Annotated in this window: 13 protein-coding genes and 1 pseudogene; 3 read left to right on the top strand and 11 right to left on the bottom strand. The window is 60.5% G+C overall.

Annotated elements, in window-relative coordinates:
* From carA to grpE, 8 genes and pseudogenes are all read right to left on the bottom strand, one after another.
* Nucleotides 1-1,182 carry a glutamine-hydrolyzing carbamoyl-phosphate synthase small subunit gene (gene carA, locus BM155_RS12785; RefSeq protein ID WP_074903528.1) on the bottom strand — a complete coding sequence of 394 codons (1,182 nt, stop codon included), beginning with the start codon at nucleotides 1,180-1,182 and terminating at the stop codon, nucleotides 1-3.
* A gap of 407 nt (nucleotides 1,183-1,589) precedes the next feature.
* On the bottom strand, nucleotides 1,590-2,153 hold the full coding sequence (locus tag BM155_RS12780) for a YfiR family protein (protein ID WP_231902450.1): 564 nt from the start codon (nucleotides 2,151-2,153) through the stop codon (nucleotides 1,590-1,592).
* A gap of 357 nt (nucleotides 2,154-2,510) precedes the next feature.
* Nucleotides 2,511-3,431 carry a 30S ribosomal protein S6--L-glutamate ligase gene (gene rimK / locus BM155_RS12775; protein ID WP_231902512.1) on the bottom strand — a complete coding sequence of 307 codons (921 nt, stop codon included), beginning with the start codon at nucleotides 3,429-3,431 and terminating at the stop codon, nucleotides 2,511-2,513.
* 84 nt (nucleotides 3,432-3,515) lie between these two features.
* Nucleotides 3,516-3,944 (bottom strand): annotated as a pseudogene (locus tag BM155_RS17585) (ATP-dependent zinc protease family protein); the annotation flags it as partial.
* A 63-nt stretch (nucleotides 3,945-4,007) separates the two neighbouring features.
* A complete protein-coding gene (dapB, locus tag BM155_RS12770; RefSeq protein ID WP_067151613.1) occupies nucleotides 4,008-4,811 on the bottom strand; it encodes a 4-hydroxy-tetrahydrodipicolinate reductase in 804 nt (267 codons plus the stop codon).
* Between the two features lie 303 nt (nucleotides 4,812-5,114).
* Nucleotides 5,115-6,233 (bottom strand): molecular chaperone DnaJ, encoded by a 1,119-nt coding sequence (gene dnaJ / locus BM155_RS12765; protein ID WP_067151610.1) that lies wholly within the window; start codon nucleotides 6,231-6,233, stop codon nucleotides 5,115-5,117.
* Nucleotides 6,234-6,373: 140 nt separating this feature from the next.
* Entirely contained in the window at nucleotides 6,374-8,314 is a 1,941-nt protein-coding gene (gene dnaK / locus BM155_RS12760) for a molecular chaperone DnaK (protein WP_067151607.1), read from the bottom strand.
* 130 nt (nucleotides 8,315-8,444) lie between these two features.
* Nucleotides 8,445-9,128, bottom strand: coding sequence for a nucleotide exchange factor GrpE (gene grpE, locus BM155_RS12755; RefSeq protein WP_067151604.1), 684 nt, complete (start codon nucleotides 9,126-9,128; stop codon nucleotides 8,445-8,447).
* Nucleotides 9,129-9,728: 600 nt separating this feature from the next.
* Here grpE and recN point away from each other — a divergent pair.
* Together recN and BM155_RS12745 are read left to right on the top strand one after the other, a co-directional pair.
* Nucleotides 9,729-11,396 carry a DNA repair protein RecN gene (gene recN / locus BM155_RS12750; protein ID WP_074903526.1) on the top strand — a complete coding sequence of 556 codons (1,668 nt, stop codon included), beginning with the start codon at nucleotides 9,729-9,731 and terminating at the stop codon, nucleotides 11,394-11,396.
* A gap of 165 nt (nucleotides 11,397-11,561) precedes the next feature.
* On the top strand, nucleotides 11,562-12,155 hold the full coding sequence (locus BM155_RS12745; RefSeq protein WP_074903524.1) for a 1-acyl-sn-glycerol-3-phosphate acyltransferase: 594 nt from the start codon (nucleotides 11,562-11,564) through the stop codon (nucleotides 12,153-12,155).
* A 94-nt stretch (nucleotides 12,156-12,249) separates the two neighbouring features.
* Here the strand turns inward: BM155_RS12745 and fur are convergent, their stop codons facing one another.
* Nucleotides 12,250-12,660, bottom strand: coding sequence for a ferric iron uptake transcriptional regulator (gene fur / locus BM155_RS12740; protein ID WP_067151595.1), 411 nt, complete (start codon nucleotides 12,658-12,660; stop codon nucleotides 12,250-12,252).
* Nucleotides 12,661-12,937: 277 nt separating this feature from the next.
* Between fur and BM155_RS12735 the strand changes: the two genes are divergently transcribed.
* On the top strand, nucleotides 12,938-13,285 hold the full coding sequence (locus BM155_RS12735; protein ID WP_067151592.1) for an outer membrane protein assembly factor BamE: 348 nt from the start codon (nucleotides 12,938-12,940) through the stop codon (nucleotides 13,283-13,285).
* A gap of 21 nt (nucleotides 13,286-13,306) precedes the next feature.
* Here the strand turns inward: BM155_RS12735 and BM155_RS12730 are convergent, their stop codons facing one another.
* Both BM155_RS12730 and BM155_RS12725 read right to left on the bottom strand, forming a co-directional pair.
* Nucleotides 13,307-13,636, bottom strand: a complete 330-nt coding sequence (locus BM155_RS12730; protein ID WP_067151589.1) for an RnfH family protein — start codon at nucleotides 13,634-13,636, stop codon at nucleotides 13,307-13,309.
* A complete protein-coding gene (locus BM155_RS12725) occupies nucleotides 13,633-14,073 on the bottom strand; it encodes a type II toxin-antitoxin system RatA family toxin (protein ID WP_067151585.1) in 441 nt (146 codons plus the stop codon). The genes BM155_RS12730 and BM155_RS12725 overlap by 4 nt, the downstream gene beginning before the upstream one ends.
* Nucleotides 14,074-14,275: the final 202 nt, after the last annotated feature.

Below are 14,275 nucleotides of genomic sequence, written 5' to 3'. Positions count from 1 at the left end.
TCACTTGCGGCGCTGTTCCATGGACTGAACAAACTCATCGAACAGGGGCGCCATATCATGTGGGCCGGGGCTGGCTTCCGGGTGGCCCTGGAAGCTGAAGGCCGGTTTATCTTTGAGGCGTATGCCCTGCAGGCTGCGGTCGAACAGAGAAATGTGGGTGACCTCCACATTCTCGGGCAGGCTGTCCGCATCCACCGCGAAACCGTGGTTCTGCGCGGTGATTTTCACTTGGCCGTTGCGCAGATCCTGCACCGGGTGGTTGCCACCGTGATGGCCGAACTTCATCTTCAGTGAACGGCCGCCCACGGCCAGACTCAGCAGCTGGTGACCAAGGCAGATGCCGTAGATAGGCAGGCCCGCATCGAGGATCGCGCGGATCGCGGCGATGGCGTAATCGCAGGGCTCGGGGTCGCCGGGGCCGTTGGACAGGAAGACACCATCCGGGTTCATCGCCAGCACTTCGGACGCCGGTGTCTGCGCCGGGACCACGGTCACATCGCAACCGCGATCCACCAGCATGCGCAGAATATTGCGCTTCACACCGAAATCGTAGGCCACCACCTTAAAGGGTTGCTCCGCCGGCGCCGGCTTGTGGCCGTCACCCAGAGCCCAGGTACCTTCGTTAAAGGTGTAGCGCTCCTCGGTGGAAACCACTTTGGCCAGATCCATACCTTTCAGGCCGGCGAACTCGCGCGCTTTGGCCAGCGCTTCCTCCCTGCCCGCTGCGGTATTCACCGAGTCGCCGGCGACAATGCAACCGTTCTGCGCCCCTTTGTCCCGCAGCAGGCGGGTCAGGCGGCGGGTATCGATATCGGCAATGCCGATAATGTTGCGCGCTTTGAGATAGTCCTGCAGGGATTCTTCTTTGCGAAAACTGCTGGCCAGCAGCGGCAGATCGCGAATCACCAGCCCGGCGGCCCATATCCGATCACATTCACCATCCTCTCCGTTGGTGCCGGTGTTGCCGATATGCGGGTAGGTCAGTGTGACAATCTGACGGGCATAGGAGGGGTCGGTCAGAATTTCCTGGTAACCGGTCATGGAGGTGTTGAACACCACCTCGCCCACTGCACTACCGCAGGCACCGATCGAACGCCCTTCAAATATGCTGCCATCCGCCAGCACCAGCAGGGCGGGGGTTGAGCTCTCACCAAAAGTACTCTGCATGAAGTCGTGGGGCATGGAGGCCTCCGGCGTAGGGACAGCTTTAGTCAACTTGATCTCCAGTATTCAGAACTGTTTCCGGGCGGGGGGTATGCGAATATGGGGCACCGCTGCGCCAAGCAGGTGCGCGCCTATAAAAAAGCGAGATGAAACTCCGCGGCTTCATCTCGCTTTTTGAATCTGTTTCACGCACGGCTCTCACACTGTGGCCAGCACTTGTCGCCGGCATTCACGGGGCGGCGCAACACCTGCCCAAACCGGGCGCAGATTCTACGCTAAATCACCTGTCGGCGCCAGTACTTATCGATACCAAACCTGCGGTGACAGCGGTTATCCGGCGGCGGACAAAGTGACAAATTCACGCGTTCCAGTCACAGTGCGCAGGCCGGGACAAGATTGCAAGTCTCACCTGGCTCGCGCCCCTTTCAGTTCACTTCCACGCTTAGCCGAAACAGGCTGTCCCCCATTTTCAGCTCGGCCCGGTCGAGCATGGTCTTGTTGAATTGCAGAGTGAGATTCTCGCCGTTGCTCGCAAATTCGATCATACCGCCAATCATCGCAAAGCGCTCCACATCACTGACGGTCAGTACCGGAAAAAACTCCAGCGCGCGAATAACCTTCAACAGATCCTCGCGCGCCATCTCGCCGAGCACCACAATCTGGCAAGCGCGCGCGCGCCGCAGCGCATCCGGCTCCACGGCCTCCACCAACACTCGGCGACCATTGATGCTTTGGTGTTTCAGGCGCGCCACCAGAGGATCGCGCAGCGCGTTTGCTTCCATTACGCAAACCCGGAAGGGGGCCCCGGCTCCGGAAAAGACTTCGATGGGCCACTGCAGGTGGTGGGCGAAGTGGGTGATATAGTCCACCATCACCTTGCGCCCGGTTTCGGAGCGGGACAATGGCGACGACGCCTGGACACCGACCGCCATAGCCGCGATCAGCAGCACCAGGCTGCGCAACAGATTAGTGTGTGGGCGATTGCTCATACCGCTTCCTGCGCGAAGGGCCCTCTGATTCGTTCGCGGGCGTACCGAACAGGGTGCCGGGGCGCTCTGACCTCGAAGCATCTTTACCGCCAGAAAGCGAATGAATCAGAGGTGCCCCAAGGTGATATCCAATCGGTCGCCAGCGGCGAAGGCGCCGCCATGCGACCCGGACCTAAAAAAACACCGGGGACCCAATCCCACGGCAGCTGGCCGGGGCTCACGGCAAGGTTAGCTTCGGCGGAAGGGCTTCGCCAAAGGGCGCCGGGGCAATAGCCGCCTTTCAGCCGCCCAGGGAAGCGCTGCAGGTGGTTTTGGAGCATTCAGTCGATGAGACGGCACCTGCAATCCCGCGCAGCGTCATCCGCCCGCGGCGACGCTGGATTCGGGAATCGATGGACGCCACTTGAGCGCCTTTTCAATAGCCACGATCATCGCCCCGGCCACATCCTTGCGGGTAGCGCTCTCTATACCCTCAAGCCCCGGGGAAGAGTTCACCTCCAGCAGCAGAGGGCCCTTCTTGGAACGGATGATATCCACACCGGCCACCTTTAACCCCAGCACCTTGGCAGCCCTCATCGCCAGGCGTTTTTCCTCGGTGCTCACCTTGACAACCGAAGCCGTGCCACCCTGGTGAATATTGGCGCGGAACTCTCCTGGCGCCGCCTCGCGCTGGATGGCGGCGACCACCTTGCCGTCGATGACAAACAGGCGCAGGTCCTTGCCCTGGGCCTCGCGTATAAATTCCTGCACCAGCAGGTTGGCCTTCAGGGACTTAAAGGCATTGATCACCGACTCCCCGGCCTTGCGGGTCTCCGCCAGCACCACGCCCCTGCCCTGGGTCCCCTCCAGCAGCTTCACAATCAGCGGCGCACCGCCCACCATCTCGATAAGCTCATTGGTGTCCACCGGCGAATTGGCAAAGCCGGAAGTCGGGATATTCAGCCCGCTCTGCTGCAACAGTTGCAGGGAGAACAGTTTATCCCTGGACTGGCTGATGGCCGCCGACCCGTTCAGGGCAAAGACGCCAATGCTCTCGAAGTGGCGGGTGAGCGCACAACCGTAAAAAGTCTGGCTTGGTCGGATGCGGGGAATAACCGCGTCCAGATTATTGAGGATGCGCCCGTCACGGTAGTGCACCTCCGGCTCGTTCGGGTCCAGTTTCATATAGCACTGGCGGATATCGAGGAAGGTCATGCGGTGGCCGCGCTCGGCACCGGCCTCCATAATGCGCTGATTGCTGTAGAGGTCCGGGTTGGAGGCAAGCAGGCCGATGCGCAGGCCGGTGCCAGCCATATGGTGCTCGTCCCGGTAGTACTCCTCCAATTGGCTGGGGGGCAGGTCGCCCAGGCAGAAGCTCTCCGATGGGTCCACCATCATGCGCCCGAGCATGGCCTCGCGACCGAGTAGCATGCGGTAGCCCATGCTATCTCGATTGGTCAGGGTTAACTCGATATCCCAGACGCTACCGCCGATAGAGAGGGGCGTGCGGATCACGGGACGCTTTTCACTGTCACCGGAAGAGCTGCGCACGGTACGCTTGTCCACCAAGCGCGCCTCACAACGCACCGACGGCCGCCGCAGATGTTGCAGTGGATGAGCCTCGAAACTCACCCAGGGTTCGCCATCGCGTTTGAATGTCTGAATGTTATACGCGTGCAGACACGAGGTTTTGGCCCCCGAGTCCACCCGCGCCTTAACCGCGGGGATCCCCAAAGAGGGGAAGCTGCACCATTCTTCACAGCCGACGATGATTTTGTTTTCCAACGCTGTTCTTCCCGTTTGCAATGGCACTTACCCGGCGGTAATCGGCGAATACACCGCCCCCGGGACAAGCTGCCAGGACTTACATCACTATCATTTCAGACCCAGTACATCCCGCATGTCGTAGTGACCGGGCTGCCGTCCTGCCAGCCAAGCTGCCGCACGCACGGCGCCGCGGGCAAAAGACAAGCGGCTGCTGGCGCGGTGGCTAATCTCCACCCGCTCTCCGTCGGCGAGAAACATCACGGTGTGATCGCCAACCACATCGCCGCCGCGCACGGTGGCAAAACCGATCGTATCGCGGCTCCGGGCACCGGTCTGACCCTCGCGGCCGTATACCGCAACTTGCGCCAGATCGCGCCCGAGGGTATCGGCCACCACTTCGCCCATGCTGAGCGCCGTGCCGGAAGGGGCATCCACCTTGTGGCGGTGGTGCGCTTCGACGATTTCAATATCCGCGTCCTCTCCCAGCACCCGGGCCGCCGTTTCCAGCAGCTTGAAACAGAGGTTAACCCCCGTGGAGAAATTACTCGCCAGGCACAGGGGTATCTGCCGCGCCGCCGCCAGCAGTTCCTCTTTTTGCGCCGCATCGAAACCGGTGGTGCCGATCACCATCGGCCGCCGCCGGTCGGCGCAAAATTTTGCGTTGGCCAGGGTTGCGGCTGGGGCGGTAAAGTCGATCAGCACATCAAAATCGGCCCGCTCCAGACTGTCCACTATCTCCAAGCCATTGCCGCCGAGCCCCGCAACCTCGCCCGCATCCGCCCCTACCAGGCTGGACCCGGGGCGCACCACGGCCGCGGACAGTGCCGCCGCCTCAGATTGCGCAAGCGCCTGCGCCAGGGCGCGCCCCATGCGCCCGCCAAAGCCGGTTACCGCTACCTTTACCGCCGCCATAATCACTCCTCTTTTTTCCGTCCCGGACAAGGCCGCGGATTCTACCCCTGCCCGGCGCCTCCGGATAGATCGTCGAAAAGACATGAAACACAACTCCCCCACTTGCCACAATTCAAGCAGAGCCCATCCCCACCCTCCAGGACAATGCCACGGCCGCCGCTGAAAACGGACAATACGGGACCTGTACCGACAGGCGGCAAAGAGGGTTAAAACAGGATACGCGATGCGGGAGGGAGAGAAGGCTTTGCGGCAATGTGGCCTTCCCCGAAAAACCGGGAAAGACCACAGGCGGACTATAGGGGATCAGAGTTTCATATCGCCGAAGAAGTTCTTCACGCCTTCAAACCAGCCAGTCTGACGCGGAGAGTTTTTCTTCTCGCTCAGGGTGTCGGCGAACTGCTGCAGCAGATCTTTCTGCTTCGAGGAAAGGTTCACCGGTGTTTCCACCACCACACGACACAACAGATCGCCGGGCGCGCCGCCACGCACCGGGGTGACGCCCTTGCCGCGCAGTCGGAACAGCTTGCCGGTCTGACTTTCAGGGGGAATCTTCAATTTGACCTTGCCATCCAAAGTCGGCACTTCCAGCTCGCCGCCGAGCGCCGCGGTGACAAAACTGATCGGCACTTCGCAGTAGAGATTCTTGCCATCGCGCTGAAACAGTTCGTGCTCGCGCACCATCACCTGCACATAGAGATCGCCTGCGGGGCCGCCGTCGGGACCCGCCTCGCCCTCGCCGGACAGGCGGATACGGTCGCCGGTATCCACTCCCGGCGGTACCTTGACCGAGAGGGTTTTGGTCTGCTCTACACGGCCGCGACCGTGGCAGCTGGAGCAGGGGTCAGAGATGATGGTGCCGCGCCCGCGGCAGTTGGGGCAGGTCTGCTGCACGGAGAAGAAACCCTGCTGCATACGCACCTGGCCTGCGCCACCACAGGTGCCGCAGGTCTGCGGCGAGGAGCCCGGCCGGCTGCCGGAACCGTGACAGGTTTCGCAGGTAGTCAAAGTGGGCACACGGATCTTGACTGTGGTGCCGCGCACCGCGTCCTCCAGATCCAGTTCCAGGTCATAGCGCAGATCGGAACCCCGCGCCGGCCCGCTGCGGCGGGCGCCACCGCCAAAAATATCGCCGAATACGTCGCCAAAAATATCGGAGAAACCACCGAAGCCGCCGGCACCGCCGCCGCCCATTTGCCCCTCGACACCGGCGTGACCAAATTGATCGTAAGCCGCTTTTTTCTGCGGGTCGGACAAGACCTCGTAGGCCTCATTGGCCTCCTTGAATTTGTTCTCCGCCTCTTTGTCGCCCGGGTTGCGGTCGGGATGGTATTTCATCGCCACCCGACGGTAGGCTTTTTTCAGCTCTTTTTCCGAGGCGTTCCGGTCGACACCGAGGATCTCGTAGTAATCGCGCTTCGACATAAAAGGTGTTCTTTTTTAACTGCTGAAGGCGCGGTGGCCATTTCCGGGAAATCGCCGCCGCGCCTTTCTTTCCATTTCGCTGCAGAAGCGGCCCGTGGCCGCCCTGCACAGAGAAGACAGAGGGTAAGCTGGCGCCTACGTTACTTGCCTTCTTTTTTGTCGTCCTTTACTTCCTCAAACTCAGCGTCCACCGCCTCTTCACCGCCGGAGGACTGCTCGGAGGCTTGCTCGGCGCCACCTTGTTGTCCCTGGGCCGCCTGGGCCTGCTCGGCGTACATCTTCTGCGCCAGCGGGCCGGAGGCTTCGGTGAGCTTGTTGGTAGCAGCTTCCATCGCAGCCTTGTCGTTACCCTTGACCGCCTCCTCGGCTTCCTTGATGGCCGCTTCTATCGCGGATTTCTCTTCCGCGGTCGCCTTGTCGCCGGCTTCCTCCAAGGTCTTCTTGGTGGCGGAAATCAAACCGTCGAGCGTGTTGCGGGCCTGCACCAGCTCTTCGAACTGTTTGTCTTGCTCGGCGTGGGCCTCGGCGTCCTTGACCATTTTTTCAATTTCCTCCTCGCTCAGGCCGGAGGAAGCTTTGATAACAATGGATTGCTCTTTGCCGGTGGCCTTGTCTTTGGCGGACACGTGCAGGATACCATTGGCATCGATATCGAAGGTCACTTCGATCTGCGGCATGCCGCGCGGCGCCGGCGGAATATCGGTGAGGTCAAAGCGGCCCAGGGACTTGTTCTGAGCAGCCTGCTTGCGCTCGCCCTGCACCACGTGAATGGTCACCGCGGTCTGGTTGTCCTCGGCGGTAGAAAACACCTGGGATTTCTTGGTCGGAATCGTGGTGTTTTTGTCGATCAACGCGGTGGCCACGCCGCCCATGGTCTCGATGCCCAAGGTCAGCGGAGTCACGTCCAGCAGCAGTACGTCTTTCACGTCGCCGGCCAGTACCGCGCCCTGAATGGCCGCCCCCATGGCTACAGCTTCATCGGGGTTGACGTCTTTGCGCGGTTCCTTGCCGAAGAACTCGCTGACTTTCTTCTGCACCAGCGGCATACGGGTCTGACCGCCCACCAGAATCACTTCGTCGATACCGGAGACGGACAAATCGGCGTCCTTCAGCGCGGTCTTGACCGGCTCCAGAGAGCGATCTACCAGTTCTTCCACCAGGCTCTCAAGCTTGGCGCGGGTCAGCTTCACCACCAAGTGTTTCGGGCCGGTGGCATCGGCAGTGATGTAAGGCAGGTTCACTTCCGTCTGCTGACTGGAGGACAGCTCGATCTTGGCCTTTTCCGCCGCTTCTTTCAGGCGCTGCATAGCCAGCGGGTCTCCGGACAGATCGATACCCTGCTCTTTCTTGAACTCTTCCGCCAAGTAGTTGATCAGGCACAGGTCGAAATCCTCACCGCCGAGGAAAGTATCGCCGTTGGTGGACAGCACCTCGAACTGCTTCTCGCCGTCGACGTCGGCAATCTCGATAATAGAAATATCGAAGGTACCGCCACCCAGGTCGTATACCGCCACGGTGCGATCGCCGCCTTTCTTGTCCAGTCCGTAAGCCAGAGCCGCCGCGGTGGGCTCGTTGATAATGCGCTTAACCTCCAGACCCGCGATGCGGCCGGCATCCTTGGTGGCCTGGCGCTGGGAATCGTTGAAGTAGGCCGGCACGGTGATCACTGCGGCATCGACCTTCTCACCGAGGAAATCCTCAGCGGTTTTCTTCATTTTTTTCAGTACTTCCGCGGAAATTTGCGGCGGGGCCTTCTTATCGCCTTTCACTTCCACCCAGGCGTCCCCGTTCTCCGCCTCGACGATGCTATAAGGCACCATCTTGATATCTTTCTGCACCACGTCGTCTTTAAAGCGACGACCGATCAGGCGCTTGACCGCGAACAGTGTGTTTTTCGGGTTGGTCACTGCCTGGCGCTTGGCGGACTGGCCCACCAGAATTTCGTTGTCGTCAGTAAATGCGACGATGGAAGGCGTAGTGCGATCGCCCTCAGCGTTCTCGATTACCCGCGCGCTGTCGCCGTCGAGTACCGAAACACAGCTATTGGTGGTACCCAGGTCGATGCCGATAATTTTTCCCATTTGATAAATCCTCGTTTGCTGTTCGCGCCGGCTCTCGGCCGCGCCTTTTGTATTCTGTGATGCCAGCTATATTGGTGCCGGCGCCGAAATTTCAAGTGTTTCGCCAAATACCGGAAGCCAGGTAGCCCGACTAAGGCGCCTTGCTCACAACCACCATCGCCGGACGCACCAAACGGCCGTTCAAGCGGTAACCTTTCTGGAAGACCTCGAGTACGGTATTGGGCTCCACATCGCCGTTGGGCACTTGGGTCATGGCCTGGTGCAGCTCGGGATCGAAGGGTTCTCCAGCGGGATCCACCACTTCTACAGAGTGCTTGGCCAAGGTATCGACGAAAGACTTGTGAGTAAGCTCAATTCCTTCAACGATCGCCTTGTTGACCTCATCATCGGCATCGATGGAAGCCAGTGCCCGCTCCAGGTTGTCCACCACCGGCAACAGGTCCTGCAGCAGCCTTTCCACCGCATACTTGTGCGCCTTTTCCACATCCTGCTGAGCGCGGCGGCGGGTGTTTTGCGCTTCCGCCTGGGCGCGCAAAACCTGGTCTTTTTGCAGCGCCAGCTGCTCCTGCAACTTGACGATTTCCTCGCGCAGAACTTCGGGGCTCTCGGCTTCTGCGTGCAGGGACTCATCCGCCTGGTGCCGCGTCTCTTCGGTGGGGGTCTCAATTTCAACCTCTGCGGCGCCCCCGTCCGCTTGGGCCTCCCGTTCGCCGTCCCGTCCCTGTTGTGAGGGCTGCTCTCCTTGCGCTGAAAGCTCTTCACCTTGCGCTGAGGGCTCTACAATTTGGTCTTCTTCACTGCGCTGTTTCGCCACTGCTTTCTCCGTCGCGTCGACTGTCAGTTACCTAAAGGTTCCGCCCGCGATTCGGGCAATGCAGCCCTATATGGGGCCTTACCCACACACTTCAAGTGGAATTGCTGGTCTTGGGGAACTTCCGATTCATTCACACGGGTGTCGCAGTGGGCTTCGGGGCACTCAGCCAATGAGATGGGCTTCTCATTTAGCCCCAAAGCACCTGCACCATCACCAAACAGCTGAATCAGGGTGCCCTCAAGGAAGAGGTGACACTGGCCGTACAACTGTAGCTAAGCGGCAGCAATTACTGTATAAATAACCATGATTTGGCACAGGGATGCCACTAAGGAACCCCTGATTAATTCGCGTGAACGCTTTGGTTAGTTCCGTGGCGCTCAGGCAATAGGATGACCATTTCGAAAACGCACGAGTACTTCCCTGTAGCTCCGACGGATACCTCCCTGTATCCGACGGTTTCGAAATGGCCATCCTATCACCTGAGCTTCTCATCTAGCTCCAAAGAATTTTTACCGTCAGGAAGCGAATTAATCAGAGGTTCCCTAATAAAAACAACGGCCAACCGCGGCCATTAAACATTGTGTAAGCAGGCCTCTGACTATGTTGCTGCACCTGTCTATCAGTCAATTCACCCTGGTGGACCAGCTGGAGCTGGAATTCGGCCCCGGCACCAGTGCACTGACCGGCGAAACCGGCGCCGGCAAATCCATTACCCTCGACGCCCTTGGCCTGGCCCTGGGGGACAGGGGCAGCGCTGAACTGGTGCGCACTGGCAGCCCCCGCGCCGACATCAGCGCCACCTTTGATATCAGCGATCACCCCTCCGCCGCTAGTTGGTTGGAAGGGCAGGAACTGGATGCGGGGCAAGAAGTGATACTGCGCCGCACCATCGGCGCCGACGGCCGCTCCCGCGCCTATATCAATGGCCAGCCGGTGACCCTGTTGCAGCTGCGCACTCTCGGCGAACAGCTGATCGATATCCACAGCCAGCACGAACACCAATCCCTGCTAAAAAAAGACACGCATCGCCGCCTGCTCGACGACTACGCCCGCGCCCAGGAGCTGGCCGCCGAAACCCGTATCCGCTTCAAAAGCTGGCAGGATCAATACCGCCGCTACCGCACTCTCGCCGACAGTGCCGAAGAAACCCAGGCCCGGCGCGAGTTGTTGAAATATCAACTACAGGAGCTGGAACAACTGGGGCTGCAGCCCGGCGAAATCGAAGAGCTGGAACGGGAGCAGCGGCAACTGGCCAACGCGGGTCAGATTTTAAACGGCAGCTACCAGCTGGCAGCGCTGCTTTCCGGTGGCGAGGGGGATATTGCCGAACAGTTGCACCGGGCACTGCAGCTGCTGTCTGCCATGCCAGAACAAAGCCCGGCCCTTACGGATGTGGCGCAACTGCTCGACAGCGCCCGCATCCAGGTGGACGAGGCAGCCGGCACCCTGTCGCGCCATATCGACCGCTTCGAAATGGACCCGGAGCGCCTGTCGGAAGTGGAAGAGCGACTCAGCGCCATCTACCAAACCGCACGCAAACACCGTGTACAGCCGGATGCGCTGCCGGAACTTGAGCAGCAACTGCAGGCGGAACTGGAGGAGATAGGCACACCGGACGCCCTGGACAAGCTGGCCGCCGAGTGCGAACAGCTAGAGGCCGAATACCGCCGCACAGCGGAAAAACTGAGCAAGCTACGCCAGAGAGCCGCCGCCGACCTGGCCAATGAAGTCAACCGCCAACTGGCGGCTCTGGCCATGCCTCACGCGCGGGTGGAACTGACACTGCAACCACTGGAAAAAGCAGCTGCGAGCGGTCTGGAAGATGTGGAAATACTGATTGCCACCAACCCGGGCCAGCCGCCACGCCCACTCGGGAAAATTGCCTCCGGCGGTGAACTGTCGCGGGTCAGCCTGGCAATTCAAGTGGTCACCGCACAGACATCGCGCACGCCGACACTGGTGTTCGACGAAGTGGACGTAGGTATCGGCGGCGCCACTGGCGACGTGGTTGGCCGCCTTCTGCGGCAACTGGGGGAAACCAGGGGTGGCCGCGCAGGCCAGGTGATCTGTGTCACCCACTTAGCCCAGGTGGCCGCTCGGGCGCACCGCCACTATCAAGTGGAAAAACACAGCGACGGACAAGCCGCTTTCGTCTCCCTGCGCGAACTGAAGGGCGAAGAACGCCGCGAGGAGATAGCGCGCATGCTGGGCGGCGAAACCACGGCCCAGTCCTTGGCCCACGCGGAAGAAATGCTCTCCCGCAATTAAATCGCCGGGCGCCGCACCGGACCACCGAGCTTTTGCATGCTGTTCCGCCCCGAGGGCGGCGACCGACATCACATAGCCGACCTCCGGACCGGAAATCACCGAGACTCGCGCCAGGACTCACTCTATACTGCCGCGCCCCAATTGGCAGCAACTTCGACTCTTTCGATGCAAACAACCATTTTCAATACCCCCGTCATCACCCCTGTTCTACGCCTGATCGCCAGGCTGCTGCTGAAGCTGCACGGCTGGCGCGTGGTGTGCGATCGCCAGGCCCTCAAATTAAAAAAATACGTGCTAATCGGCGCGCCGCACACCAGCAACTGGGACGGCTACTACTTTATTCTCGCCGCCCTGAAACTGGGACTGACGCCACAGTGGATGGGTAAGGACAAACTGTTCAGGTTCCCCCTGGGTAGCACCATGCGCTGGTTCGGCGGCATCGCCGTGGATCGCAGCAAAGCCAACAATTTGGTACAGGCCACGGTAGACAAGTTCAATGAGTGCAGATCCCTGATCATCGCGGTTCCGCCGGAGGGCACCCGCGGGCGCGGGGAGCGCTGGAAGACAGGCTTTTATCACATTGCCCGCGGCGCGCGGCTGCCGGTGGTGTGCGGCTTTATCAATTTCCGCAAAAAAGAACTCGGCCTGGGGCCGGTGATGGAAATGGGGGAAAACCTGAAGATGGAACTGGCGCGCATCCGCGACTTTTACCGGGACAAGATCGGCAAGTATCCCGAACATTTTACGCCGCCCGCCTGAGGGCAGCGCGCCTTCGCCCCGCCAAGCACCCGGAAGGCGCCAAGCCAGTTTCCGCAAGCGGCCCGCGGGGAAACCGGGCCGCTGCGGGGCAGAGTCAAGCGCCCTTCTTTTTCACGTAGAGTACCAAGCTGTGTCCGGTCAGCTCGTAGCCGTGTTCTTCGGCGATCTGCTTCTGCAGCCGCTCAATCTCTTCGTTGTGGAATTCAATGACCTTGCCGGTATCAGTGCATACCATGTGATCGTGGTGGTCGCCGCGGTCCAGCTCGAATACCGAGTGACCGCCATCAAAATTGTGGCGCATCACCAGACCGGCACTTTCGAACTGAGTCAACACCCGGTAGACGGTGGCCAGACCGACATCCTCGCCCGCATCCAGCAGCATCTTGTAGACATCTTCCGCACTCAGGTGCTGTTCGCTCGCGCTTTCCAGTAGCTGTAGAATCTTCACCCGCGGCAAGGTGACCTTGAGGCCGGCCTTGCGCAGTTCCTGATTTTCATTAGACATGCAGTAATTTTTCCCGGCAGGGTTTCTCGGTTCCTGAATACATCCGCTCACCCGCCGCCCAAATCGCGTCTGTCGGCGCGCGAACACTTCGGGTATTATCCACGCCCAGCGGGATCAGCGGAACCCCGGGGCCGGGCGCGCCGCACAGGCGGCGGGGCAGGCCACAAGTACCGGGGAACTTTCCGGGCTGCCGGGCGCCTATCTATATCACTGCTGATATTCGCAGCACAGCCCGCTCCGGGCAGTTGCTGACCGACAAGACATAATGGAGCAATGAATGCCGTCTAGCCTGAGAATCCTCGCCGTTGCCGGCCTTTGCGCCCTACTCGGCGCCTGCAGCCTATTCAAGTTTCCCGGTGTACACCGCATCGAGGTGCAGCAGGGCAACATCATCACCCAGGAGATGGTCGACCAGCTGAAACCGGGCATGACCCGGCGCCAGGTGCGCTTTGTACTGGGCACGCCTCTGCTGGAGGACACTTTCAACCCCAACCGCTGGGATTACATCAACCGCATGCGTAATCCCGATGGCGAGGAAACCCAGAAGCGCTTCACTGTCTATTTCAACGGCGACATCCTGATCGCCACCAGCGGCGACTGGCAGCCAGAGGGCTGGCCGCGCTAAATTCCGCCGCGGCGCAACCGCTCAGGTCCCGCCCGCGCGACGTTTGGCCTTCTCCGCGCGCTGCTTGCGCGCCTCCTTGGGATCGGCGATCAGCGGTCGGTATATCTCCACCCGGTCACCCGGCTGCAGCACGTACTGATCCGCCGGGGCCAACCCCTTGGTCCCCAGTGTCTGACCGAAGATACCCATCTTCGCCGTGGCCGGGTCCACTTCGGGGAACTCTTCCGGAATTCCCGAGCGCACCAGCGCATCCAACGCTGTAGTGCCCGGCGGCACCAGCAATCGGGTCAGCCGCTGCTCATGCGGCAGCGCGTAGACCACTTCCACCGCGATTGTCTTGATATCCGTCATAGCTGTTTTCCGTAAACCTGATCCGCGCGCGCGCACATAACACCCACCATCTGGTTGGCCAGATCGCTGAACAATTTACCCACAGCCGCTGCCACCAGGCGGTTCTTGAGGCTGAAAGACAGGCTAAAACTCACCTTGCAGGCGTCCTCCGCCAAGGGCGTGAAGCGCCACTCCCCGTTGAAAGCCTGAAAGGGGCCTTCCACCAGCGTCAGCGCCATGCGGTGCGGTCTCTCCAGCTGGTTGCGGGTTACGAAGCTCTGGCGAAGGCCGGCGCGCTGCAGATCCAGGCGCGCCTCCAGGGTTCGTTCACTGCTGAACAACACCTCCGCTCCGCGACAGCCGGGCAAAAACTGCGGGTAACTGGCCACATCGTTGACCAGATCAAACATCTTTTCGGCACTGTGCATCACCAGCGCGCTGCGCTCAATTTCAGTCATTCTTACCGCCGATTCCAGTTCTGAAGGGAAAATCGCCTACCCTCTACCATAAACCGGCAATTTTGCCAGCCAGCGCTACTCAAGCAAGCTAATTCCTGTAACAATCGCAGTTATAACCGGCCAGTCAAGGCCGCGCGAGAAAACAAAGCGAAGGGACCGCTGAAGAACTGCCGGACACACGACGGGCGCCGAAAACCAAAAC

Origin of the sequence: Microbulbifer thermotolerans, from assembly GCF_900112305.1 — a bacterium.
GTDB lineage: Bacteria > Pseudomonadota > Gammaproteobacteria > Pseudomonadales > Cellvibrionaceae > Microbulbifer > Microbulbifer thermotolerans.
Note: the sequence above shows the minus strand (reverse complement) of the source record. Positions and strands in the feature narration are given on the sequence as shown.

Excerpts from the sequence above, each read along its gene's own strand:
- dapB (WP_067151613.1), bottom strand. The coding sequence starts at position 4,811 with ATGGCGGCGGTAAAGGTAGCGGTAACCGGCTTTGGCGGGCGCATGGGG.
- dnaJ (WP_067151610.1), bottom strand. The coding sequence starts at position 6,233 with ATGTCGAAGCGCGATTACTACGAGATCCTCGGTGTCGACCGGAACGCC.
- carA (WP_074903528.1), bottom strand. The coding sequence starts at position 1,182 with ATGCCCCACGACTTCATGCAGAGTACTTTTGGTGAGAGCTCAACCCCC.
- BM155_RS12730 (WP_067151589.1), bottom strand. The coding sequence starts at position 13,636 with ATGACGGATATCAAGACAATCGCGGTGGAAGTGGTCTACGCGCTGCCG.
- BM155_RS12735 (WP_067151592.1), top strand. The coding sequence starts at position 12,938 with ATGCCGTCTAGCCTGAGAATCCTCGCCGTTGCCGGCCTTTGCGCCCTA.
- BM155_RS12725 (WP_067151585.1), bottom strand. The coding sequence starts at position 14,073 with ATGACTGAAATTGAGCGCAGCGCGCTGGTGATGCACAGTGCCGAAAAG.
- fur (WP_067151595.1), bottom strand. The coding sequence starts at position 12,660 with ATGTCTAATGAAAATCAGGAACTGCGCAAGGCCGGCCTCAAGGTCACC.
- BM155_RS12780 (WP_231902450.1), bottom strand. The coding sequence starts at position 2,153 with ATGAGCAATCGCCCACACACTAATCTGTTGCGCAGCCTGGTGCTGCTG.
- BM155_RS12745 (WP_074903524.1), top strand. The coding sequence starts at position 11,562 with ATGCAAACAACCATTTTCAATACCCCCGTCATCACCCCTGTTCTACGC.
- dnaK (WP_067151607.1), bottom strand. The coding sequence starts at position 8,314 with ATGGGAAAAATTATCGGCATCGACCTGGGTACCACCAATAGCTGTGTT.
- recN (WP_074903526.1), top strand. The coding sequence starts at position 9,729 with ATGTTGCTGCACCTGTCTATCAGTCAATTCACCCTGGTGGACCAGCTG.